The organism is Bradyrhizobium sp. Pha-3 (genome assembly GCF_042258615.1).
Classification (GTDB): domain Bacteria; phylum Pseudomonadota; class Alphaproteobacteria; order Rhizobiales; family Xanthobacteraceae; genus Bradyrhizobium.
Map to the genome: position 1 here is coordinate 5,897,919 of NZ_CP170152.1, position 17,195 is coordinate 5,915,113.

The window sequence follows — 17,195 nt, forward strand, 5'->3', positions numbered from 1 at the left end:
TTTTCCACGATTTGCCATTGTGCCCGTCATATAGATCGTTTGAACGCGGCGTACAGGCTTATGACGAAAATTGTTCGCGATTCGCGGGAATTTACGGGATTTTTTGGCCCTCAATCCCCATATCCGAGTCTTGACCCTGTTTACGCTGCAGTGCCACAAGGATCGTATGAACCAAATCAAGACTGTCTGTGTTTATTGCGGCTCCGGCCCCGGTAACAATCCCCGTTTCGTTGAAGCTGCCGTCGCGCTCGGCAAGGCCTTTGCGGACAACAACGTGCGCCTGGTCTATGGCGGCGGCTCGATCGGCCTGATGGGCGCGGTCGCGAAATCCACCCTCGACCATGGCGGCTCCGTCACCGGCATCATTCCGGAATTCCTGCGCGCGCGCGAGAATGCGCTGACCTCGGTTCAGGAGATGATCGTCACCCCCGACATGCATGAGCGCAAGCGGCTGATGTTCGAGCGCTCGGATGCGTTCGTCGCACTGCCCGGCGGCATCGGCACGCTGGAGGAGCTGGTCGAGCAATTGACCTGGCAGCAGCTCGGTCGTCACTCCAAGCCGATCCTGCTCGCCAACATCGACAACTTCTGGGAGCCCCTGCTCTCGCTGCTGAACCACATGCGCATGACCGAGTTCATCCGCGCGACGCTGCCGATCAACGTCCTGATGGCCGACCGCGTCGACGAGATTTTGCCCCGGTTGCGTTCGGCCGTGGCCGGCAAGCCGGCGGCCGCGAAGGAGCTCGCACCCGAGGTGGCGCGGCGGCTGTAAACGAGAATGCTTCAGCGACCTCGTCGGCTCGCACCAGCCTTATTCCCGTCATCCTGAGGAGCGCGGCACGCGCGTCTCGAAGGATGCACGGCCCGGCTGGTGGCCGATTCATCCTTCGAGACGCGGCTAACGCCGCTCCTCAGGATGACGGATCGGGATAAACGCTAGTCACTGAATCTCACTCGCTCGGAAACGTCACGGCCTCGATGCGGTTGCCATCGGGGTCGAGCACGAAGGCTGCATAGTAGCGCACGCGGTCGTGCGGGCGCAGGCCCGGGGCGCCATCGGATCCGCCGCCGGATGCCAGCGCGGCGGCGTGGAAGGCATCGACCTCGGCGGTGGTCTTCGCGCGCAGGCAGATGTGGCTGCCGCTCTCATGCGCGACCTGCGCCATCGCGGCGCGCAGATTGATCCAGAATTCGGGATAGGCCTTGCCGAAGCCGATCGTCGCCGGCCGCGTGACCAGACGGCTCAGGCCGAGCGCGGCCAGCGTCGGCTCATAGAACCGCGCGGCGCGTTCGAGATCGCGGACGCCGACGGAGACGTGGTCGATCATGGGCCCTCCTTCCTCCCCGTCATTGCGAGGAGCGAAGCGACGAAGCAATCCATGCATCCTTGCGCGCTGAAAGGTGGATTGCTTCGCTTCGCTCGCAATGACGCCTGTCTGCTTCGCAGCCGCCTTCACGCCTGCGCGCCCGACTTCACCAGCTTGTAGAACACCGAGTCCATCAGCGCCTGGAACGAGGCGTCGATGATATTGGGCGAGACGCCGACCGTGGTCCAGCTCTCGCCGGTCTCGTCCTCACTTTCGATCAACACCCGCGTGACCGCCTCGGTGCCGCCATTGAGGATTCGCACGCGGTAGTCGATCAGCTTCAGGCCATCGATGTATTTCTGGTACTTGCCGAGGTCCTTGCGCAGCGCCACGTCGAGCGCGTTGACCGGACCGTTGCCCTCGGCGGCCGAGATCAACCGCTCGCCGTCGACGTCGACCTTCACCACCGCGAGCGCCACCGTAACGCGCTGGCCGTTGGCGTTATAGCGCTGCTCGACATTGACGTCGAACTGCTCGACCTTGAAATATTCCGGCACCTTGCCGAGCGTGCGGCGCGCCAAGAGGTCGAACGAGGCGTTCGCCGATTCATAGGCGAAGCCCGCGGCCTCGCGCTCCTTCAGCTCCTCGACCAGGCGCGTCAGCCGCGGATCGCTCTTGTCGTAGGCGATGCCGGCGCGGTCGAGCTCGGCCATCACGTTGGAGCGGCCGGCCTGATCCGAGACCAGCACCTTGCGGTGGTTGCCGACGGAATCCGGCAGCACGTGCTCATAGGTCTGCGGATCCTTCATGACCGCGGAGGCATGGATGCCGGTCTTGGTGACGAAGGCGCTCTCGCCGACGTAAGCGGCATGGCGATTGGGCGCGCGGTTCAGCATGTCGTCGAGGGTGCGCGACACCTTCACCAGCGTCGCCATCTTCTCGGTGGTGACGCCGATCTCGAACTTGTCGGCAAACTCCTGCTTCAGCTTCAGGGTCGGGATCAGCGAGCAGAGATTGGCGTTGCCGCAGCGCTCGCCGAGGCCGTTGAGCGTGCCCTGGATCTGCCGTGCGCCGGCGCGCACCGCGGCCAGCGAATTGGCCACCGCCTGCTCGGTGTCGTTATGGGCATGAATGCCGACATGGGCGCCCGGCACCTGCTTGACGACGTCAGCGACGATGGTCTCGATCTCGTGCGGCATGGTGCCGCCATTGGTGTCGCACAGCACCACCCAGCGCGCGCCGGCCTGATAGGCCGCAATGGCACAGGCGAGCGCATAGTCGCGGTTCTCCTTGTAGCCGTCGAAGAAATGCTCGCAGTCGACCATTACCTCGCGGCCGAGCGCCTTGGCGGCCGCGACGCTGTCGCGGATCGAGGCAAGGTTCTCCTCGTTGGTGGTCTCGAGCGCGACGCGGACCTGGTAGGCGGAGGATTTGGCGACGAAGCAGATCGCGTCCGCCTTGGCCTCGAGGATGCCGGCGAGCCCCGGATCGTTCGAGGCCGAACGGCCGGGCCGCCGCGTCATGCCGAACGCGGTGAAGCGCGCGTGGCCGAACGCAGGCTTCCTGCTGAAGAACTCGGTGTCGGTCGGATTGGCGCCTGGGTAACCGCCCTCGACGTAGTCGATACCGAGCGCGTCGAGCATGCCGGATATCACCTGCTTGTCCTGCAGCGTGAAGTCGACGCCATTGGTCTGCGCGCCGTCGCGCAGCGTGGTGTCGAACAGATAGAGGCGCTCGCGGCTCATGCGTGGCCTCCCGGGACCGCGATGCCGTCGAGTGTCTTCTGCATCGTGGTGTTGGCGAGCCATTCGTCGTTGATGGTCACCGTATTGCGCTGCTGCGCGACGTAGCCACGTTTGCGGAAGAATTCGAGCGCGGTGTCGCTGGCATCGACCTTGAGGGCCTTGGTGCCGCGGGCACTCGCGATCTTCTCCAGCGCATCGCACAGCGCGCTGCCCGCACCCTGCCCCACGGCGCTCGGATGCACATAGAGCATGTCGATGCGATCGGCCCCCTTCAGCGAGGCGAAGCCGACCGGCGCGCCCTGCAAGGTCGCGATCAGCGTCAGCTGACCGGCGAGCTTCTTGCCGAAGGCCTCCTCGTCGTCGGCGGCCATCGCCCAGGCTTCCTGCTGCGCCTCGCTGTAATCGTCGCCGGTGAGGTCCATGATCGACGCCGCGAAGATCGCCGCCAGCAGCGGCGCGTCGTCAGGCAGATACGGGCGCAAAGCGGGTGCGGACCGGCTCATCGCGCAACCTCCCAGGTCGTCATCGGCTTTCCTTCGGCATCCTTGCCGTCCTTGATCGCGACGCCCATCGCGGCGAGCTGATCGCGGATCCGGTCGGACTCCTTGAAGTCCTTCCTCGCACGCGCCGCGGTGCGCTCGGCGATCAGCGCCTCGACGGCGGCGGCATCGACACCGCTGGCCTGCTCCTTGCGACCCTTCCACGACGCCGCGCTCTCCGACAGGAAGCCGAGCAGCCGCAGCGAGCCGGCAAATTCCTTGCGGCTCGCTTCATTGCTGGCGGCAGCATTCCGCAGGCTGTGCAGCACGGCCATGGCCTGCGCCGTGTTGAGGTCGTCGTAGAGCGCCTCGACCATCGCCGGCGACGGCGTTCCGGACTCGGCGTCGGCCGCCACTGCATACCAGTCGTCGAGCGTCCTTGCGGCTTCCTCCGCGCTCTTCAGGGTCCAGTCGAGCGGCGAACGGTAGTGCGTTCGCAGCATGCTGAGGCGCAGCACCTCGCCCGGCCAATCCGCCAGCAGATCGCGGATCGTGAAGAAGTTGCCGAGCGACTTCGACATCTTCTCGCTCTCGATCTGCAGGAAGCCGTTGTGCATCCAGACATTGGCCATGCGGTCGGTATGGAACGCGCAGCAAGTCTGCGCGAGCTCGTTCTCATGGTGCGGGAACACCAGGTCGATGCCGCCGCCATGGATGTCGAACTTTTCGCCGAGATGCTTCCAGGCCATCGCCGAGCACTCGATGTGCCAGCCGGGCCGACCCTCGGCCGCAATGCCGGCCGGTGACGGCCACGACGGCTCGCCCGGCTTCGACGGCTTCCACAGCACGAAGTCGGTGTTGTCGCGCTTGTAGGGCGCGACATCGACGCGCGCGCCCGCGATCATCTCGTCGAGCGAGCGCTTCGACAGCGCGCCGTAGCGCGGCAGCGTGGAGTTAGCCGCGTTCATCGCCTGCGGCGAGAACAGCACGTGATCCTCGGCGACATAGGCAAAGCCGCCGGCGACCAGCTTCTCGATGATCGCGCGCATCTCCGGGATGTGCTCGGTGGCGCGCGGCTGCACGGTCGGCGGCAAGCAGCCGAGCGCGGTGACGTCGTCCTGATACTGCTGGTAGGTCTGCTCGGTGACCTTGCGGATCGCCTCGTTCAAGGGCACGCCGGGATAGTCCCGCGCGGCGCGGACGTTGATCTTGTCGTCGACGTCAGTGATGTTGCGGACATAGGTGACGTGACCTGTGCCATAGCGATGGCGCAGCGCGCGGAACAACACGTCGAAGACAATAGCCGCCCGGCCGTTGCCGATATGGGCGAAGTCATAGACCGTCGGTCCGCAGGCATACATGCGGACGTTGTCGGCATCGAGCGGCACGAACGGCCGCTTCTCCCGGGTCAACGTGTCGTAAAGGCGCAATTCCATGGATCACCGTCCCTTGCGGCCGGGCGTCCAGTGATCTCAGGGTGATTGAGAAAAGACGGCCTCAGCCAGCGAATCGCTAGCTCATAATCTCGCGGCAAATGCTGCAGATGGCGAGGTGGCCGTTCATGGTTCCATCGTGTCTCACGGCCCCCTTATCGCGTCAAGGGGCAGTTTTCGGGCGTTATGCAGCCCGCGTCGCACCGAAATCACGCCAACGCCCTCATGGTTAATCATTATTAAGGAATTGGGCGTACGGGAGGGCCAGCGGATTCTCCGCCATTTTCAACGGTGCACCATGCGGCCCATTTCAGCATTGATTGCCTGCACGTTCGTCCTTGTCTCCTCGGCCGCCTTGGCCGACAGCCGGGTTTTCATCGTCGCCAACCAGGCCGACGGATACGGCATCGACCAGTGCCTGGCCCGCGGTGACCGGTGCGGCGCCTCCGCCGCTCGTGCCTACTGCCGGTCACGCGATTTTGCGCAGGCCACCAATTACCGCCGCGTCGATCCCGATGAGATCACCGGCGCGGTTCCGCACGCCGCGAACGAGACATGCCGGGGCAACAGCTGCGGCGAATACGTCGCCATCACCTGCCAGCGCTGAGCCAAGCCGCTGGACAAACGGGGTTATTGCCACACCGGCGCCCCGGAAACGACGTGACGCTGCCCCGAGAAACGGCTATTGCAGCGGCCTTGCCCGCGCGCTTTGGCGTTGATCGCCGCGCGGCGTCGTTTTAATGGCCGGATATGCCCAATAGCTCCCGTTCTCGCTTCTCCCGCTGGTTTCTGACTAGCGCCTTGTTGGCCGGCATCGCGCTGCCCGCCACGCATGCCCTGGCACAGGTGCCCCCGGGCCCGCCCGGCCCGGCTCCCCAGGCCAATCCGATGTGCGCCCGGCTCGAAGGCCAGCTGGCGGCAATCGATCGTGGCGGCGGCGATCCGGCCAAGGACGAGCAGATCCGTCGCTATCAGGACGCGGCAACCCGGCAGCAGGGCGAATTGGATCGCGTGACGGCGCAGGCCCGGCGCATGGGCTGCGACAGCTCCGGGTTCTTGTCGCTCTTTAATAACAACTCGGCGCAGTGCGGACCGGTCAACAACCAGATTCAGCAGATGCGCGCCAATCTCGACCAGATGACCGCAAATCTCGAGCGGCTGCGCACCGGCGGGCTCGGCGGCGCCGATCGCGAGAACCAGCGCCGCTCGGTATTGACCGCACTGGCGCAGAACAATTGCGGCCCGCAATACGCGGCGGCCGCGCGTGGCCCCGGCAACTTCCTCGAGAACCTGTTCGGCGGCGGCGGCGGTGGTGGCGGCAATCCCAATCCGCTGCCCCCGCCTGACGCGCAATATGGCGGACAGTCCGGCACCTACCGCACCGTCTGCGTCCGCACCTGCGACGGCGCCTATTTCCCGATCTCGTTCGCGACCAGTCAGGCGCGCTTTGCCGCCGACGAGCAAATCTGCAAGGCGCAGTGCCCGGCCGCGGAGGCCAGCCTGTTCGCCTACCGCAATCCCGGCGAGGACATCAACCAGGCGGTCTCGATCAGCGGCCAGTCCTACTCGTCGCTGCCGAACGCCTTCAAGTACCGCACCGAGTTCAATCCGTCCTGCTCCTGCAAGGCGGCCGGCCAGAGTTGGGCGGAGGCACTGAAGGCGGTCGACGACCAGGCGGCCGCCACGCAGCAGGGCGACATCATCGTCACCGAGGAGAGCGCGCGGAAGATGCAGCAGCGCGCGCAGACCAAGGCCGCCGCCGGCAAGAAGGGCGCGCCTGCGGCAGCGGCTCAGCAGCAACAACCTGCTGCAGCCGACGCGACCGCGCCGGCCGCGCCCGCGAGCGACGGCCAGATCCGCACGGTCGGCCCGACCTTCATCCCGAAGAAGCAGTAAGGCTCACCCCTCGAACGCTTCAGCCGACGCGCGCGAGCCGCGCGTCACCAGCTTCTCGTCCGGCTCCGGCAGCGCCTTGCCGAAATCGCGGAAGCGGTTGGTGATGGGATAGCGGCGGTCGCGGCCGAAATTCTTCCGCGTTACCTTCACCCCCGGCGCCGCCTGCCGCCGCTTGTATTCGGCGATGTTGAGCAGGCGATCGACGCGGGTCACCACATCGCGGTCGAAGCCGGCCTCGATGATGGTCGCAAGCGGCTCCTCGCGCTCCACCAGCCGTTCGAGGATCGCATCCAGCACCTCGTAGGGCGGCAGCGAATCCTGGTCGGTCTGGTTCTCGCGCAACTCCGCGGTCGGCGGCCGGATGATGATGTTGACCGGGATCACCTCGCCCGACGGGCCGAGCGCGCCGTCCGGCTTCCATTCATTGCGCAGGCTCGACAGGCGGAACACCTCGGTCTTGTAGATGTCCTTGATCGGGTTGAAGCCGCCATTCATGTCGCCGTACAGCGTGGCGTAGCCGACCGACATCTCCGACTTGTTGCCTGTCGTCACCACCATGGCGCCGGTCTTGTTGGAGATCGCCATCAGGAGCGTGCCGCGGGCGCGCGCCTGCAGATTCTCCTCGGTGATGTCACGCTCCAGCCCTTTGAACACCGGCGCGAGAATAGTCTCGAACCCGTTGACGGCGTCGGCAATCGGCAGGATCTCGTAGCGGATGCCGAGTGCGGCGGCGAGCTTGGCGGCATCGTCGAGCGACACCTGCGCGGTGTAGCGGAACGGCAGCATCACGCCGCGCACCTTGTCGGCGCCGAGCGCGTCGACAGCGATCGCCGCACACAGCGCCGAGTCGATGCCGCCGGAGACACCGAGCAGCACGCCGGGAAAACCGTTCTTGCGGACATAGTCGCGCAGGCCAAGCACACAGGCCGCATAATCGGCCTTGTCGCCCTCGAGCTGCGGCGTGATCGGCCCGTTGCAGCGCCAGCCATCCGCGGTCTTGCGCCAGGTCAGCGTCGTGATGTTCTCCTCGAACGCCGGCAGCTGCGCCGCCACGGAGAGATCGGCGTTCAGCGCAAACGAGGCGCCGTCGAAGATCAGCTCGTCCTGGCCGCCCATCTCATTGAGATAGACCAGCGGCAGCCCGCTCTCGGTGACGCGCGCGACCACGATCGAGAGGCGAAGATCGGCCTTGTCGCGGGCATAGGGCGAGCCGTTCGGCACGATCAGGATCTCGGCGCCGGTCTCGGCCAGGCACTCGACGACGTTCTCGTAGTCCTCGGATTCCTCGAGCCAGATGTCCTCGCAGATCGGCACGCCGATGCGCACGCCGCGCACCGTCACCGGGCCTGATGCCGGGCCGCGCGCGAACAGCCGCTTCTCGTCGAACACCCCGTAGTTCGGCAGATTGGCCTTGAAGCGCAGCGCGGCGATGCGTCCGCCGTCAAGCAGCGCACAGGCATTGTAGAGCTTGCCGTCCTCGACCCAGGGCGTGCCGATCAGCATCGCCGGGCCGCCATCTTTGGTCTCGCGCGCCAGTTCCTCGATCGCGGCGCGGCAGGCCGACTGGAACGCCGGCTTGAGCACCAGATCCTCCGGCGGATAGCCGGCGATGAACAGCTCCGACAGCACCACGAGGTCGGCGCCGTCGGCTTTCGCCTTGTCGCGCGCGGCACGCGCCTTCGCGGCGTTGCCGGTGACGTCACCGACCGTCGGATTGAGTTGCGCCAGGGTGATCTTGATCTGTTGTTCGCTCATAGCTTTATGTTGTCCCGCACAACGGCAAACTGCAATGGTCGTCCGATCATGGTGCGATTGCAGAAATCGCACTGGGATCGCCGGCGCCGGTCAGGGGGCAAGCTCTGCCCTCACCTCGCCGAGCAGCGCCAAGCCACCCAGCCGACCCAATTCGTCCGAACATTTCGCACTCTTGCCATAGCAGCCGAATGCAACCGTGACCCGCTCGGAAAGTGGTCCGATGCTGGGCAAGCCGGTGTCGCCGAAGGTGGTCATGCAGGGCACGACGCGGCGTTCCTCGAATTTGAGGTCGCGAATGCGGTCAAGGATCTGGGTTTGCAGCCGATCAGCGACGTCAACCGATCCGCCCGATCGGAACCAGTGCTTGATCTCAGCCTCGCTCTCGAGCGCACGGTCGACCGGATCGCCGCCGAGCTTCAGCCAGGTCTGGCCATCCGGATAAGGGATCGGCGGCAGGATGTAGGGATTGTCGCCTTTCGGCCCGAGACAGCGCATCGACGGCATGCCGGCCAGGCGTTGCACCTCCGCCGCACCGAGCCGAAACAGCGCCACGGTGCGCGCATAGACCGTAAAGCCCAATGAGCGGCCGAGCAGCGATTGGGTGTGCCCACCGGCCGCAACCAGCACGCGGTCGGCCTCCACACTGCCCGATCGCGTCCGGATCGTCACACCGGAGCCGCTTTCCGAAATCCCGAGCGCAGGCTCGTCGACGACCCGGGCGCCGGCGCGCTCCGCCGCGATGGTCTGCGCCCGGACCAGGCGGCGCGGTGAGATGTATCCGGCATTGCGCGGCTCGAAATAGCCCAGCATTCCCGCCGTCGATTTCAGGAACGGAAATCGCTCCGCGAGCGCCGTATCCTGATAGGCTTCACACGAAATCCCTTCGTCGGCGCAGACCTTGCCGACCGAGGCGACATCGGTGGTCTCGCGATCGCCGATGTGGAGCGCACCGGCTTCCCGGTAGAATTCGACACCGCTCTCCGCTGCAATCTCACCGTAGCGCGCGATCGCCGCGCGGTTCATCTGCCGCCAGAACGGCTGCGGATCGTAAACCCGCGTGATGCGGCCCTCATCATAGTGGCTGCCGAACACGCCGCTGTGCTGCGCAAAATCCGCCGGTTCATCGGGCCCGATCAACGCAACCTCATGGCCCATCTTGCTCAGATGGCGCGCGGCCGCCGAGCCGATCAGTCCACGCCCGATCACCGCAAGCTTGATCGGCTTGCTGGCGCTCACGACGAGAATGCGCCCAGGCGTTCGGCGAGGGCGAACAGCCAGAACAGCCCGGCCATCACGAGCGCGACGCCGACCGCGGCCGAGCCCATGTCCTTGACCCGCCCGATCTGCGGATCGTGATCCATGGTCAGGCGGTCGGCGAGCTTCTCGATCGCGGTGTTGAGCAGCTCGATCACAAGCACCAGCACCACGGTCGCGACCAGCTCGACCCTGCGCATCACGGTGGCGCCGACCAGCCAGGCCAGCGGCACCGACAGCACCAGCGCGACGACTTCCTCGCGAATCGCCTGCTCCGAGCGAATGGCGAAGGCCAGCCCGTTGCGCGAGTTGATGGTGGCTCGCCAGAACCTCAGCAAGTCACTGCCCTCAAGTCACGGCCCCCAAAATCACAACCCTGCGGCGGCCGGCATCGGTTTGACCTTGCCTGCGCGCTCCTGCTTCAGCAGCTCGGCGATCAGGAAGGCCATGTCGATCGACTGTTCGGCGTTGAGGCGGGGATCGCACACCGTGTGGTAGCGGTCGTTGAGATCCTCGTCGGTGATGGCGCGGGCGCCGCCGATGCACTCGGTGACGTCCTGCCCGGTCATCTCCAGATGCACGCCGCCGGCATGGGTGCCTTCGGCCGCGTGGATCTGGAAGAACGCCTTCACCTCCGACAGCACGCGGTCGAACGGCCGCGTCTTGTAGCCCGAGGTCGAGGTGATGGTGTTGCCGTGCATCGGATCGCACGACCACACCACCTTGCACCCTTCCCGCTGCACGGCGCGGATCAGGCCAGGGAGATGGTCGCCGACCTTGTCGGCGCCGAAGCGGTTGATCAGCGTCAGCCGTCCCGGCTCGTTGTCGGGGCTGAGCACGTCGATCAGCTTCAACAGCTCGTCCGGCTTCAACGACGGACCGCACTTCAGGCCGATCGGATTCTTGATGCCGCGGAAATATTCGACATGGCCGTGATCGAGCTGCCGGGTACGATCGCCGATCCAGATCATGTGGCCGGAGGTCGCGTACCAGTCGCCGGTGGTGGAATCGACCCGCGTCATCGCCTGCTCGTAGCCGAGCAGCAGCGCCTCGTGGCTGGTGTAGAAATCGGTGGCGCGCAGCTCCGGATGGCTCTCGAGGTCGAGGCCGCAGGCGCGCATGAAGTTCAGCGCGTCAGATATCCGGTCGGCCAGCTCCTTGTAGCGGCGGGACTGCGGCGAATCCTTCAGGAAGCCGAGCATCCATTGATGCACGCTGCCGAGATTGGCGAAGCCGCCGGTGGCGAACGCCCGCAGCAGGTTCAGCGTCGCCGCGGATTGGCGATAGGCCATCAGCTGGCGCTGCGGATCGGGAATCCGCGCTTCCGGCGTGAAGGCGATGTCGTTGACGATGTCGCCGCGATAGCTCGGCAGCTCGACATCGCCCTGCTTCTCGGTCGGCGACGAGCGCGGCTTGGCGAATTGGCCGGCGATGCGGCCGACCTTCACCACCGGCAGCGCGCCGGCATAGGTCATCACCACGGCCATCTGCAGCAGCACGCGGAAGAAGTCGCGGATGTTGTTGGCGCCGTGCTCGGCAAAGCTCTCGGCGCAGTCACCGCCCTGCAGCAGGAAGGCCTCGCCGGCGCAGACCCGCGCCAGCGCCTTTTTCAGGTTGCGCGCCTCGCCCGCAAACACCAGCGGCGGAAAGGTCGCAAGCTGGGCCTCGACATCGGCCAATGCCTTCGCATCGGGATAATCGGGCACCTGCAGCACCTTCTTGGCGCGCCAGCTATCGGGTGTCCACCGCTCGGACATGAGGTCAACTCCTGAGCAAAAACCGCGACTTAATCGGCGGGAAAGGTCGGCTTATACACAGCCGCCCGCCCCGCCGCTAGAAGGATTCCTGCAATCCCGTCAAACTCTTGCAGGAAAATACGAATTCGCATTTGCTGGACCATACCATGAATGCCAGGGAAATTGCCGCAGCCTCCGCCGCGCTGGACGACGTTTTTAGCGACGACATCGTCGTGCCGGCCGCGGATGGCTATCCGCTCGCCGCGACGCTGTTCCTGCCGCGCGGCAAGAAGCGTCATGCCGTCCTGATCAACTCGGCGACCGCCGTGCCGCGGAAGGTCTATCGCGGCTTTGCCGGCTACCTCGCCCGCCGCGGCGCCGCGGTCTTGACCTACGACTACCGCGGCACCGGCGACTCGAGGCCGATGACGGCGACCGGCCTCAACAAGCCGAAGTCGCTCGCCGGCTTCAAGGCCACGATGGAGGACTGGGCCGCGCTCGACACCACCGCGGCGGTGAGCTGGATGCGCTACCGCTACCGCGACCTCCCCTTCGCCTATGTCGGCCACTCCTTCGGCGGCCAGGCGCTCGGGCTCCTTGCCAACAACGCCGAAATCCCGCGCGCGCTGCTGGTCGCCTCGCAGGCCGCCACCTGGAAGCTGATGGCCTCGCCCGAGCGCTACCGCGTCGTCGCCTTCATGAATGGCATCGGCCTGCCGCTGGCGCGCACGCTCGGCTATGTGCCCGGCTGGGCCGGCCTCGGCATGGACCTGCCGAGGGGCGTGTTCGAGCAATGGCGCGGCTGGGTGATGCGCGAGCGCTATCTGCTCGACGACGCCACGCTCGTGGCGCGCGAAAACTTTCCGAAGTTCAAGGGCAAGCTCCGCGCGCTGGCGATGACCGACGACACCTGGGCAACGCGGCCGGCAGTCGAACTCTTGTGCTCCGCCTTCACCTCGATCACGCCGGAGGTCATCTCGATCCGCCCCGCGGATGCCGGCGCGAAAGCCATCGGCCATTTCGGCTTCTTTCGCAGCGAACACCGCGACGCCTTGTGGCGGGGTGCTGCTGAGTGGATCGAGGCGGAAGGCTAGCATCGAACTCTTACCCCCGTCGTCCTGGCGAAAGCCAGGACGACCATGCGGATGGTTCTCGCGCGATAGAACTCAACCCGTCATCCTGAGGTGCGAGCGGAGCGAGCCTCGAAGGATGCACGGCCCCGCAGGTGGCCGCCGATCCTTCGAGACGCCGCTTCGCGGCTCCTCAGGATGACGGGGATAGGTTTGCGCACGCATCCACATTCTCGCGACATCATCTGTCCGAAGTTTTGCATCTCGTTTCGCCACTCTTTGATCAGAGGGCGCAGGGAAAGCCGGGTGCCGATCGCACCCGTGGGTCCGGTGCAACAAAAAGCACCGGAGGTCGGACCACAGGTGTAACCGGGAACATCCCGGCTTTCCCTGCGCGATGGGTTACGGCTTATACGTGCTCTCCCCGGTGAGACTGGGCTTGCTTGTCACCGCCTTCGCACAACGCTTTCGCATCATGCGACGAGACACCTGCCGCTAGGGCGTCAGGACCACACGATTTCGCCGTCCGCCTCGCATGCATGTCGTCGCTCGCATGCCCGGCGTCCACCGCATCTCACCGCAACACTCCTGACGATGCGCAGCGCCCCTCGATCGGGTGAGACGGGCCAATTGAACATCTGAGTTGGGGGGCGCGTCAAGCGAAAATTCCGAAAAAACGAAACGGCCGTCGCAGGGGATTGTTGGGTATTACAGCCTCACACCACCTTCCGCGCCGCCGCCGTCGCCGCATCGCCCGTGTTCGGTGTGCCCGTCGGCTCGATCAGCAACAGATGTACCTCTTCCCTTGCGACCGGCCGGTGCTCGACGCCTTTCGGCACGATGAACAGCTGGCCCTCCTTCAGCGTCACCGTGCGGTCGCGCAGCTCGATGTCGAGCACGCCTTTCAGCACGAGGAAGAAGTCGTCGGTGTCGTCATGCTTGTGCCAGACGAACTCGCCCAGCACCTTCACCACCATCACGTCGCAGGCGTTGAATTGCGCGACGGTGCGCGGCGACCAGTGATCGGCGAATGTCGACAGTTTCTCCGAAAGATCGATCGCGTCGCTCATGATGCCTCCGGGTCCGGGCCAGTCTGCCGGGCTCGTTAGCTCAGCCGCGCGACACACTCAATGCACGCCCCTCAACTTCTCCGGATACGTTGTCGGCCCGTCGTGCCCGTTGATATCGCAATGCGCTCCGCCATTGGCGGCCTTGCGCGCCAGCAGCTCGCGTTCGGCCTTGTACCAGAGCTGATCCATCTGGCCCGGCGGTTCGCCGGCGTCCTTCCACAATTCGTAGGCGCGGGTCCGAATCTCCTGCTCGGTTGGGCCTGTCATGGGCGGCTCCCTCAATTTGAGACGTCAAACCGTTTGGAGTGGAACTGCCAGCATAGCGCAAGGTTCCAGCGCGCGCGAGATCGTCGCGCTGCCGATTGCCGCAGCATCGGTGCACAAGCGCCGTTGCGCAGGCCATTCGCCAGAAATCGGATGTGATTTGAGCGCGCGCGAACACCGGCCGCAAGAAAACACCCCAGTGCATATGCATGTCAACAAGGGTGCCCTAGTTCCCCGGCACCAGGTACGGCCGCCGGCAGTGCGCCGGTCTTGCGGAAGCAACCTACCCCTTCTGAGGTATGAAACCTTTGTGCGCTTCTGCAGACCTAAGATTATCAGGATTTTGCCATCACCTTCCTGGGGCTAGAGACAACGCCGCTCGCATGTATTTTAAGCGGGCGGCGTTGGACTTTCAGGCATAGCCCGTTCCCGATCGCCAGAACCGCACCAAGGCGCCGCGGTTGCTCAGCGCAAGCTTGCGGTGAAGAAATCGAGCGCAAGGCCGATCGTCTCGGCATGGACCGCCTCGCGGTCGGTGCCATCGGGATCACGGCAGACGGTCCCGATCACCAGACGCCCTACCAGTGTACAGGTGTCGAAGAAGACGAAATGACCGGCGCGCGGAAACTCCTTCAGCGCCGCATGCGGTATAGCCTTGCCGAGCGCTTCGGCCCCGGAGGCCGGCGGCGCCACTTCATCGGCGCTTCCTGTGACCATCGCGACCGGGATCGATATCCCGCCAAGGCTCTCCGGCGTCAGGGCCGGTCCCGGCCCGGGCGCCATGGCAAAGACAGCGCGAACGCGCTCATCGCGATAGGAATTGCCGGCAAGGCTGTAGCGCCGCCGGAAGTCGGGATCGGAGCCGAGGCGCAGCTGGCTCTTCTGACGCAGGTCCGAGACGCCCGCTTGCGCCGTGCACAACGCATCGGCAGCGGGTGAGCGGCAGAACGCCTCCGTGCGCGCCGGATCGGTCATGCCGCCTGCGATCACAAGCACGGTGTAGCCGCCGAGCGAGTGGCCGGCAGCGCCGACCCGCGTCAGGTCGATCCGGTCGCCGAAAGTCTCGTCGGCGCGCATGGCGTCGATGATCGCGCTGAGGTCGACGGCGCGCAGCCACATCAGCGCAAAACCCTCGGCCGTGTAGTCCTCCAATCGATTATTCCCGGGATGGTTGACCGCAACCGCGATGAAGCCGTGCGCCGCGAGCCCCGCGCCGAGCCAGGCGAGATCGGACGCTGTGCCGCCAAAACCGTGCGACAGCAGCACCAGCGGACGCCGCGGTCCCGCCGCAGGCGCAGCATCGGGCGCGGCACGGCCCGCACGGGCGAAGGGGATGAGGCGCGGTCCGATCGATTGCGGCTGCTCGCGCGCGTCGGCCACGGCCGGGTACCAGATTATGACGCGGAGCGCATGGGTCGCGGCGCCCCGCCAGTCGTAAGGCTCGGCCGGAATGAAATCGCGCGTCGTGACGCCGACCTTCAATGCAGCATCGTCGGCGCATGCCACCCCCGCCGTGAGCAGCATCAACCACAGCGCCAGAAACCGCATTCGGACGCTCTCCCGTCACCGCTGGTTCGACATTATTAACATGCCTAGCGCGGCGGCGCACCGTGGAGCAGGACCGAGTGGCGCCGGCCATAGACGAAATAGAGCGCGAGGCCGATCACCAGCCACACGATCAGCCGCAGCCAGGTCTCCCAGGGCAGGAACACCATCAGCAAGACCGAGAAGGCGATGCCGAGCACCGGGACGACAGGCACGCCGGGCGTGCGGAACGGGCGCGCGATCTCCGCATCGCTCTTGCGCAGATAGATCACCGCGCCGCAGACCAGCACGAAGGCGAACAGCGTGCCAATAGAGACCATCTCGCCGAGGATATCGATCGGGGTCAAAGCCGCGACGACGGCCACCACGATCCCGATCAAAAGCTGGCTCTTCCAGGGCGTGCCGAGCGAGGGATGCACGTCGGAGAACAGTCTTGGCAGCAGGCCGTCCTTGGCGATCTGGAAGAAGATGCGGCTCTGGCCGTACAGCAGCACCAGGATCACCGTCGTGAGGCCGGACAGCGCGCCGATCTTGATCAGCACCGAGAACCAGGTCTGCCCGATCACATCGACGCCCTTGGCGATCGGATCGGCGACGCCGAGCTCGGTGTAGGGAACGAGGCCGGTGAGCACACCGGCGACCGCGACATACAGGATGGTGCAGATCAGCAGCGAGCCGAGGATGCCGATCGGCATGTCGGTCTGCGGGTGCTTGGCCTCCTGCGCCGCGGTCGACACCGCGTCGAAACCGATGAAGGCGAAGAACACCACCGAGGCGCCGCGCATCACGCCGGTCCAGCCGAATTGACCGAACGTGCCGGTGTTGTCGGGGATGAAGGGATGCCAGTTCGCTGGTGTAACGTATCCGACGCCGAACAGGATGAAGGCGAGCACGACGGCAAGCTTGATGCCGACCATGATGTTGTTGAGCCGGGCCGATTCCTTGGTTCCGCCGATCAGCATGGCGGTGAGCGCCAGCACGATGAACGCCGCCGGCAGATTGACGATGCCTTCGACGGTCGAGCCGTCAGCCAGCTTGGCCTCGGTCCAGGGCGCGGCGGCATATTGGGGTGAGATGTTGATGCCGAAATTGTGCAGCAGCGAGACGATGTAGCCGGACCAGCCGACCGCGACGGTGGAGGCGCCCATCGCGTATTCGAGGATCAGGTCCCAGCCGATCACCCAGGCGAACAGCTCGCCCAGGGTCGCGTAAGTATAGGTGTAGGTGCTGCCGGAGACCGGCAGCAGCGCCGCGAGCTCGGCGTAGCACAGGCCGACAAAGGCACAGGCGATGCCGCCGACGACGAAGGAGAGCATGATGGCGGGGCCGGCATAATGCGCCGCTGCGGTGCCGGTGAGCACGAAGATGCCCGCACCGATGATGCAGCCAATCCCGAGTGCCGTGATGCTGAGCGCCCCGAGCGTCTTGCCGAGCGTGTGCTCCCCTGCTTCGGCGATGATGGTGGCGACCGACTTGCGCGTCATCAAACCCAGATCTGTCATGGCGACATCTCCATCTGGTATGACCAATGCGGCACCACAATCAGAGCTAGAACCTTGGGCCGCAGTATCCGAACAATTGTCCTGACGTTCAGGCAAGGCAGGCGGTTTGGCGCGCGAGCCGCCAATCAACGATCTCAGG

The 17,195-nt window shown here is 65.5% G+C and carries 16 protein-coding genes; 4 read left to right on the top strand and 12 right to left on the bottom strand.

Annotated elements, in window-relative coordinates; genetic code table 11:
* The first annotated feature begins 166 nt into the window (after positions 1–166).
* Complete coding sequence (locus ACE10Z_RS28135) at positions 167–772, top strand: TIGR00730 family Rossman fold protein (RefSeq protein WP_375783661.1); 606 nt, start codon at positions 167–169, stop codon at positions 770–772.
* Between the two features lie 178 nt (positions 773–950).
* Here ACE10Z_RS28135 and ACE10Z_RS28140 read toward each other — a convergent pair whose 3' ends face one another.
* From ACE10Z_RS28140 to cysS, 4 genes are all read right to left on the bottom strand, one after another.
* On the bottom strand, positions 951–1,328 hold the full coding sequence (locus ACE10Z_RS28140) for a VOC family protein (protein WP_375783662.1): 378 nt from the start codon (positions 1,326–1,328) through the stop codon (positions 951–953).
* A 125-nt stretch (positions 1,329–1,453) separates the two neighbouring features.
* Positions 1,454–3,052 (bottom strand): citramalate synthase, encoded by a 1,599-nt coding sequence (gene cimA, locus ACE10Z_RS28145; RefSeq protein ID WP_375783663.1) that lies wholly within the window; start codon positions 3,050–3,052, stop codon positions 1,454–1,456.
* Complete coding sequence (locus tag ACE10Z_RS28150; protein ID WP_375783664.1) at positions 3,049–3,555, bottom strand: GNAT family N-acetyltransferase; 507 nt, start codon at positions 3,553–3,555, stop codon at positions 3,049–3,051. Before ACE10Z_RS28150 ends, cimA begins: the two co-directional genes overlap by 4 nt.
* Positions 3,552–4,967 (bottom strand): cysteine--tRNA ligase, encoded by a 1,416-nt coding sequence (gene cysS, locus ACE10Z_RS28155; protein ID WP_375783665.1) that lies wholly within the window; start codon positions 4,965–4,967, stop codon positions 3,552–3,554. The genes ACE10Z_RS28150 and cysS overlap by 4 nt, the downstream gene beginning before the upstream one ends.
* A 295-nt stretch (positions 4,968–5,262) precedes the next feature.
* Here cysS and ACE10Z_RS28160 point away from each other — a divergent pair, with 295 nt between their 5' ends.
* Both ACE10Z_RS28160 and ACE10Z_RS28165 read left to right on the top strand, forming a co-directional pair.
* Positions 5,263–5,571: a hypothetical protein gene (locus tag ACE10Z_RS28160; RefSeq protein ID WP_375783666.1), complete on the top strand. Its 309-nt coding sequence runs from the start codon at positions 5,263–5,265 to the stop codon at positions 5,569–5,571.
* A 143-nt stretch (positions 5,572–5,714) separates the two neighbouring features.
* A complete protein-coding gene (locus tag ACE10Z_RS28165; RefSeq protein ID WP_375783667.1) occupies positions 5,715–6,860 on the top strand; it encodes a DUF2865 domain-containing protein in 1,146 nt (381 codons plus the stop codon).
* Positions 6,861–6,863: 3 nt separating this feature from the next.
* Here ACE10Z_RS28165 and ACE10Z_RS28170 read toward each other — a convergent pair whose 3' ends face one another.
* The 4 genes from ACE10Z_RS28170 to ACE10Z_RS28185 form a co-directional block, all read right to left on the bottom strand.
* A complete protein-coding gene (locus tag ACE10Z_RS28170; protein WP_375783668.1) occupies positions 6,864–8,615 on the bottom strand; it encodes an NAD+ synthase in 1,752 nt (583 codons plus the stop codon).
* A gap of 90 nt (positions 8,616–8,705) precedes the next feature.
* A complete protein-coding gene (locus ACE10Z_RS28175) occupies positions 8,706–9,851 on the bottom strand; it encodes an NAD(P)/FAD-dependent oxidoreductase (protein WP_375783669.1) in 1,146 nt (381 codons plus the stop codon).
* The gene (locus ACE10Z_RS28180; RefSeq protein ID WP_229170836.1) at positions 9,848–10,207 is read right to left on the bottom strand and encodes a diacylglycerol kinase; all 360 of its coding nucleotides are present in this window, start codon (positions 10,205–10,207) and stop codon (positions 9,848–9,850) included. Before ACE10Z_RS28180 ends, ACE10Z_RS28175 begins: the two co-directional genes overlap by 4 nt.
* Before the next feature lie 30 nt (positions 10,208–10,237).
* Positions 10,238–11,626, bottom strand: coding sequence for a class II 3-deoxy-7-phosphoheptulonate synthase (locus ACE10Z_RS28185; RefSeq protein ID WP_375783670.1), 1,389 nt, complete (start codon positions 11,624–11,626; stop codon positions 10,238–10,240).
* A gap of 146 nt (positions 11,627–11,772) precedes the next feature.
* Here ACE10Z_RS28185 and ACE10Z_RS28190 point away from each other — a divergent pair, with 146 nt between their 5' ends.
* Positions 11,773–12,699 (top strand): alpha/beta fold hydrolase, encoded by a 927-nt coding sequence (locus tag ACE10Z_RS28190; RefSeq protein ID WP_375783671.1) that lies wholly within the window; start codon positions 11,773–11,775, stop codon positions 12,697–12,699.
* Between the two features lie 692 nt (positions 12,700–13,391).
* Here ACE10Z_RS28190 and ACE10Z_RS28195 read toward each other — a convergent pair.
* The 4 genes from ACE10Z_RS28195 to ACE10Z_RS28210 form a co-directional block, all read right to left on the bottom strand.
* Positions 13,392–13,745 (bottom strand): cupin domain-containing protein, encoded by a 354-nt coding sequence (locus tag ACE10Z_RS28195; protein ID WP_375783672.1) that lies wholly within the window; start codon positions 13,743–13,745, stop codon positions 13,392–13,394.
* Positions 13,746–13,802: 57 nt separating this feature from the next.
* Positions 13,803–14,012 carry a DUF2934 domain-containing protein gene (locus ACE10Z_RS28200; RefSeq protein ID WP_375783673.1) on the bottom strand — a complete coding sequence of 70 codons (210 nt, stop codon included), beginning with the start codon at positions 14,010–14,012 and terminating at the stop codon, positions 13,803–13,805.
* Between the two features lie 462 nt (positions 14,013–14,474).
* Positions 14,475–15,557: an alpha/beta hydrolase family protein gene (locus ACE10Z_RS28205; RefSeq protein WP_375783674.1), complete on the bottom strand. Its 1,083-nt coding sequence runs from the start codon at positions 15,555–15,557 to the stop codon at positions 14,475–14,477.
* Between the two features lie 44 nt (positions 15,558–15,601).
* A complete protein-coding gene (locus tag ACE10Z_RS28210; protein WP_375783675.1) occupies positions 15,602–17,056 on the bottom strand; it encodes an amino acid permease in 1,455 nt (484 codons plus the stop codon).
* Positions 17,057–17,195: the final 139 nt, after the last annotated feature.

Excerpts from the sequence above, each read along its gene's own strand:
- ACE10Z_RS28210 (WP_375783675.1), bottom strand. The coding sequence starts at position 17,056 with ATGACAGATCTGGGTTTGATGACGCGCAAGTCGGTCGCCACCATCATC.
- ACE10Z_RS28150 (WP_375783664.1), bottom strand. The coding sequence starts at position 3,555 with ATGAGCCGGTCCGCACCCGCTTTGCGCCCGTATCTGCCTGACGACGCG.
- ACE10Z_RS28190 (WP_375783671.1), top strand. The coding sequence starts at position 11,773 with ATGAATGCCAGGGAAATTGCCGCAGCCTCCGCCGCGCTGGACGACGTT.
- ACE10Z_RS28185 (WP_375783670.1), bottom strand. The coding sequence starts at position 11,626 with ATGTCCGAGCGGTGGACACCCGATAGCTGGCGCGCCAAGAAGGTGCTG.
- ACE10Z_RS28140 (WP_375783662.1), bottom strand. The coding sequence starts at position 1,328 with ATGATCGACCACGTCTCCGTCGGCGTCCGCGATCTCGAACGCGCCGCG.
- ACE10Z_RS28195 (WP_375783672.1), bottom strand. The coding sequence starts at position 13,745 with ATGAGCGACGCGATCGATCTTTCGGAGAAACTGTCGACATTCGCCGAT.
- cimA (WP_375783663.1), bottom strand. The coding sequence starts at position 3,052 with ATGAGCCGCGAGCGCCTCTATCTGTTCGACACCACGCTGCGCGACGGC.
- ACE10Z_RS28165 (WP_375783667.1), top strand. The coding sequence starts at position 5,715 with ATGCCCAATAGCTCCCGTTCTCGCTTCTCCCGCTGGTTTCTGACTAGC.
- ACE10Z_RS28135 (WP_375783661.1), top strand. The coding sequence starts at position 167 with ATGAACCAAATCAAGACTGTCTGTGTTTATTGCGGCTCCGGCCCCGGT.
- ACE10Z_RS28205 (WP_375783674.1), bottom strand. The coding sequence starts at position 15,557 with ATGCGGTTTCTGGCGCTGTGGTTGATGCTGCTCACGGCGGGGGTGGCA.
- ACE10Z_RS28170 (WP_375783668.1), bottom strand. The coding sequence starts at position 8,615 with ATGAGCGAACAACAGATCAAGATCACCCTGGCGCAACTCAATCCGACG.
- ACE10Z_RS28200 (WP_375783673.1), bottom strand. The coding sequence starts at position 14,012 with ATGACAGGCCCAACCGAGCAGGAGATTCGGACCCGCGCCTACGAATTG.
- cysS (WP_375783665.1), bottom strand. The coding sequence starts at position 4,967 with ATGGAATTGCGCCTTTACGACACGTTGACCCGGGAGAAGCGGCCGTTC.
- ACE10Z_RS28160 (WP_375783666.1), top strand. The coding sequence starts at position 5,263 with ATGCGGCCCATTTCAGCATTGATTGCCTGCACGTTCGTCCTTGTCTCC.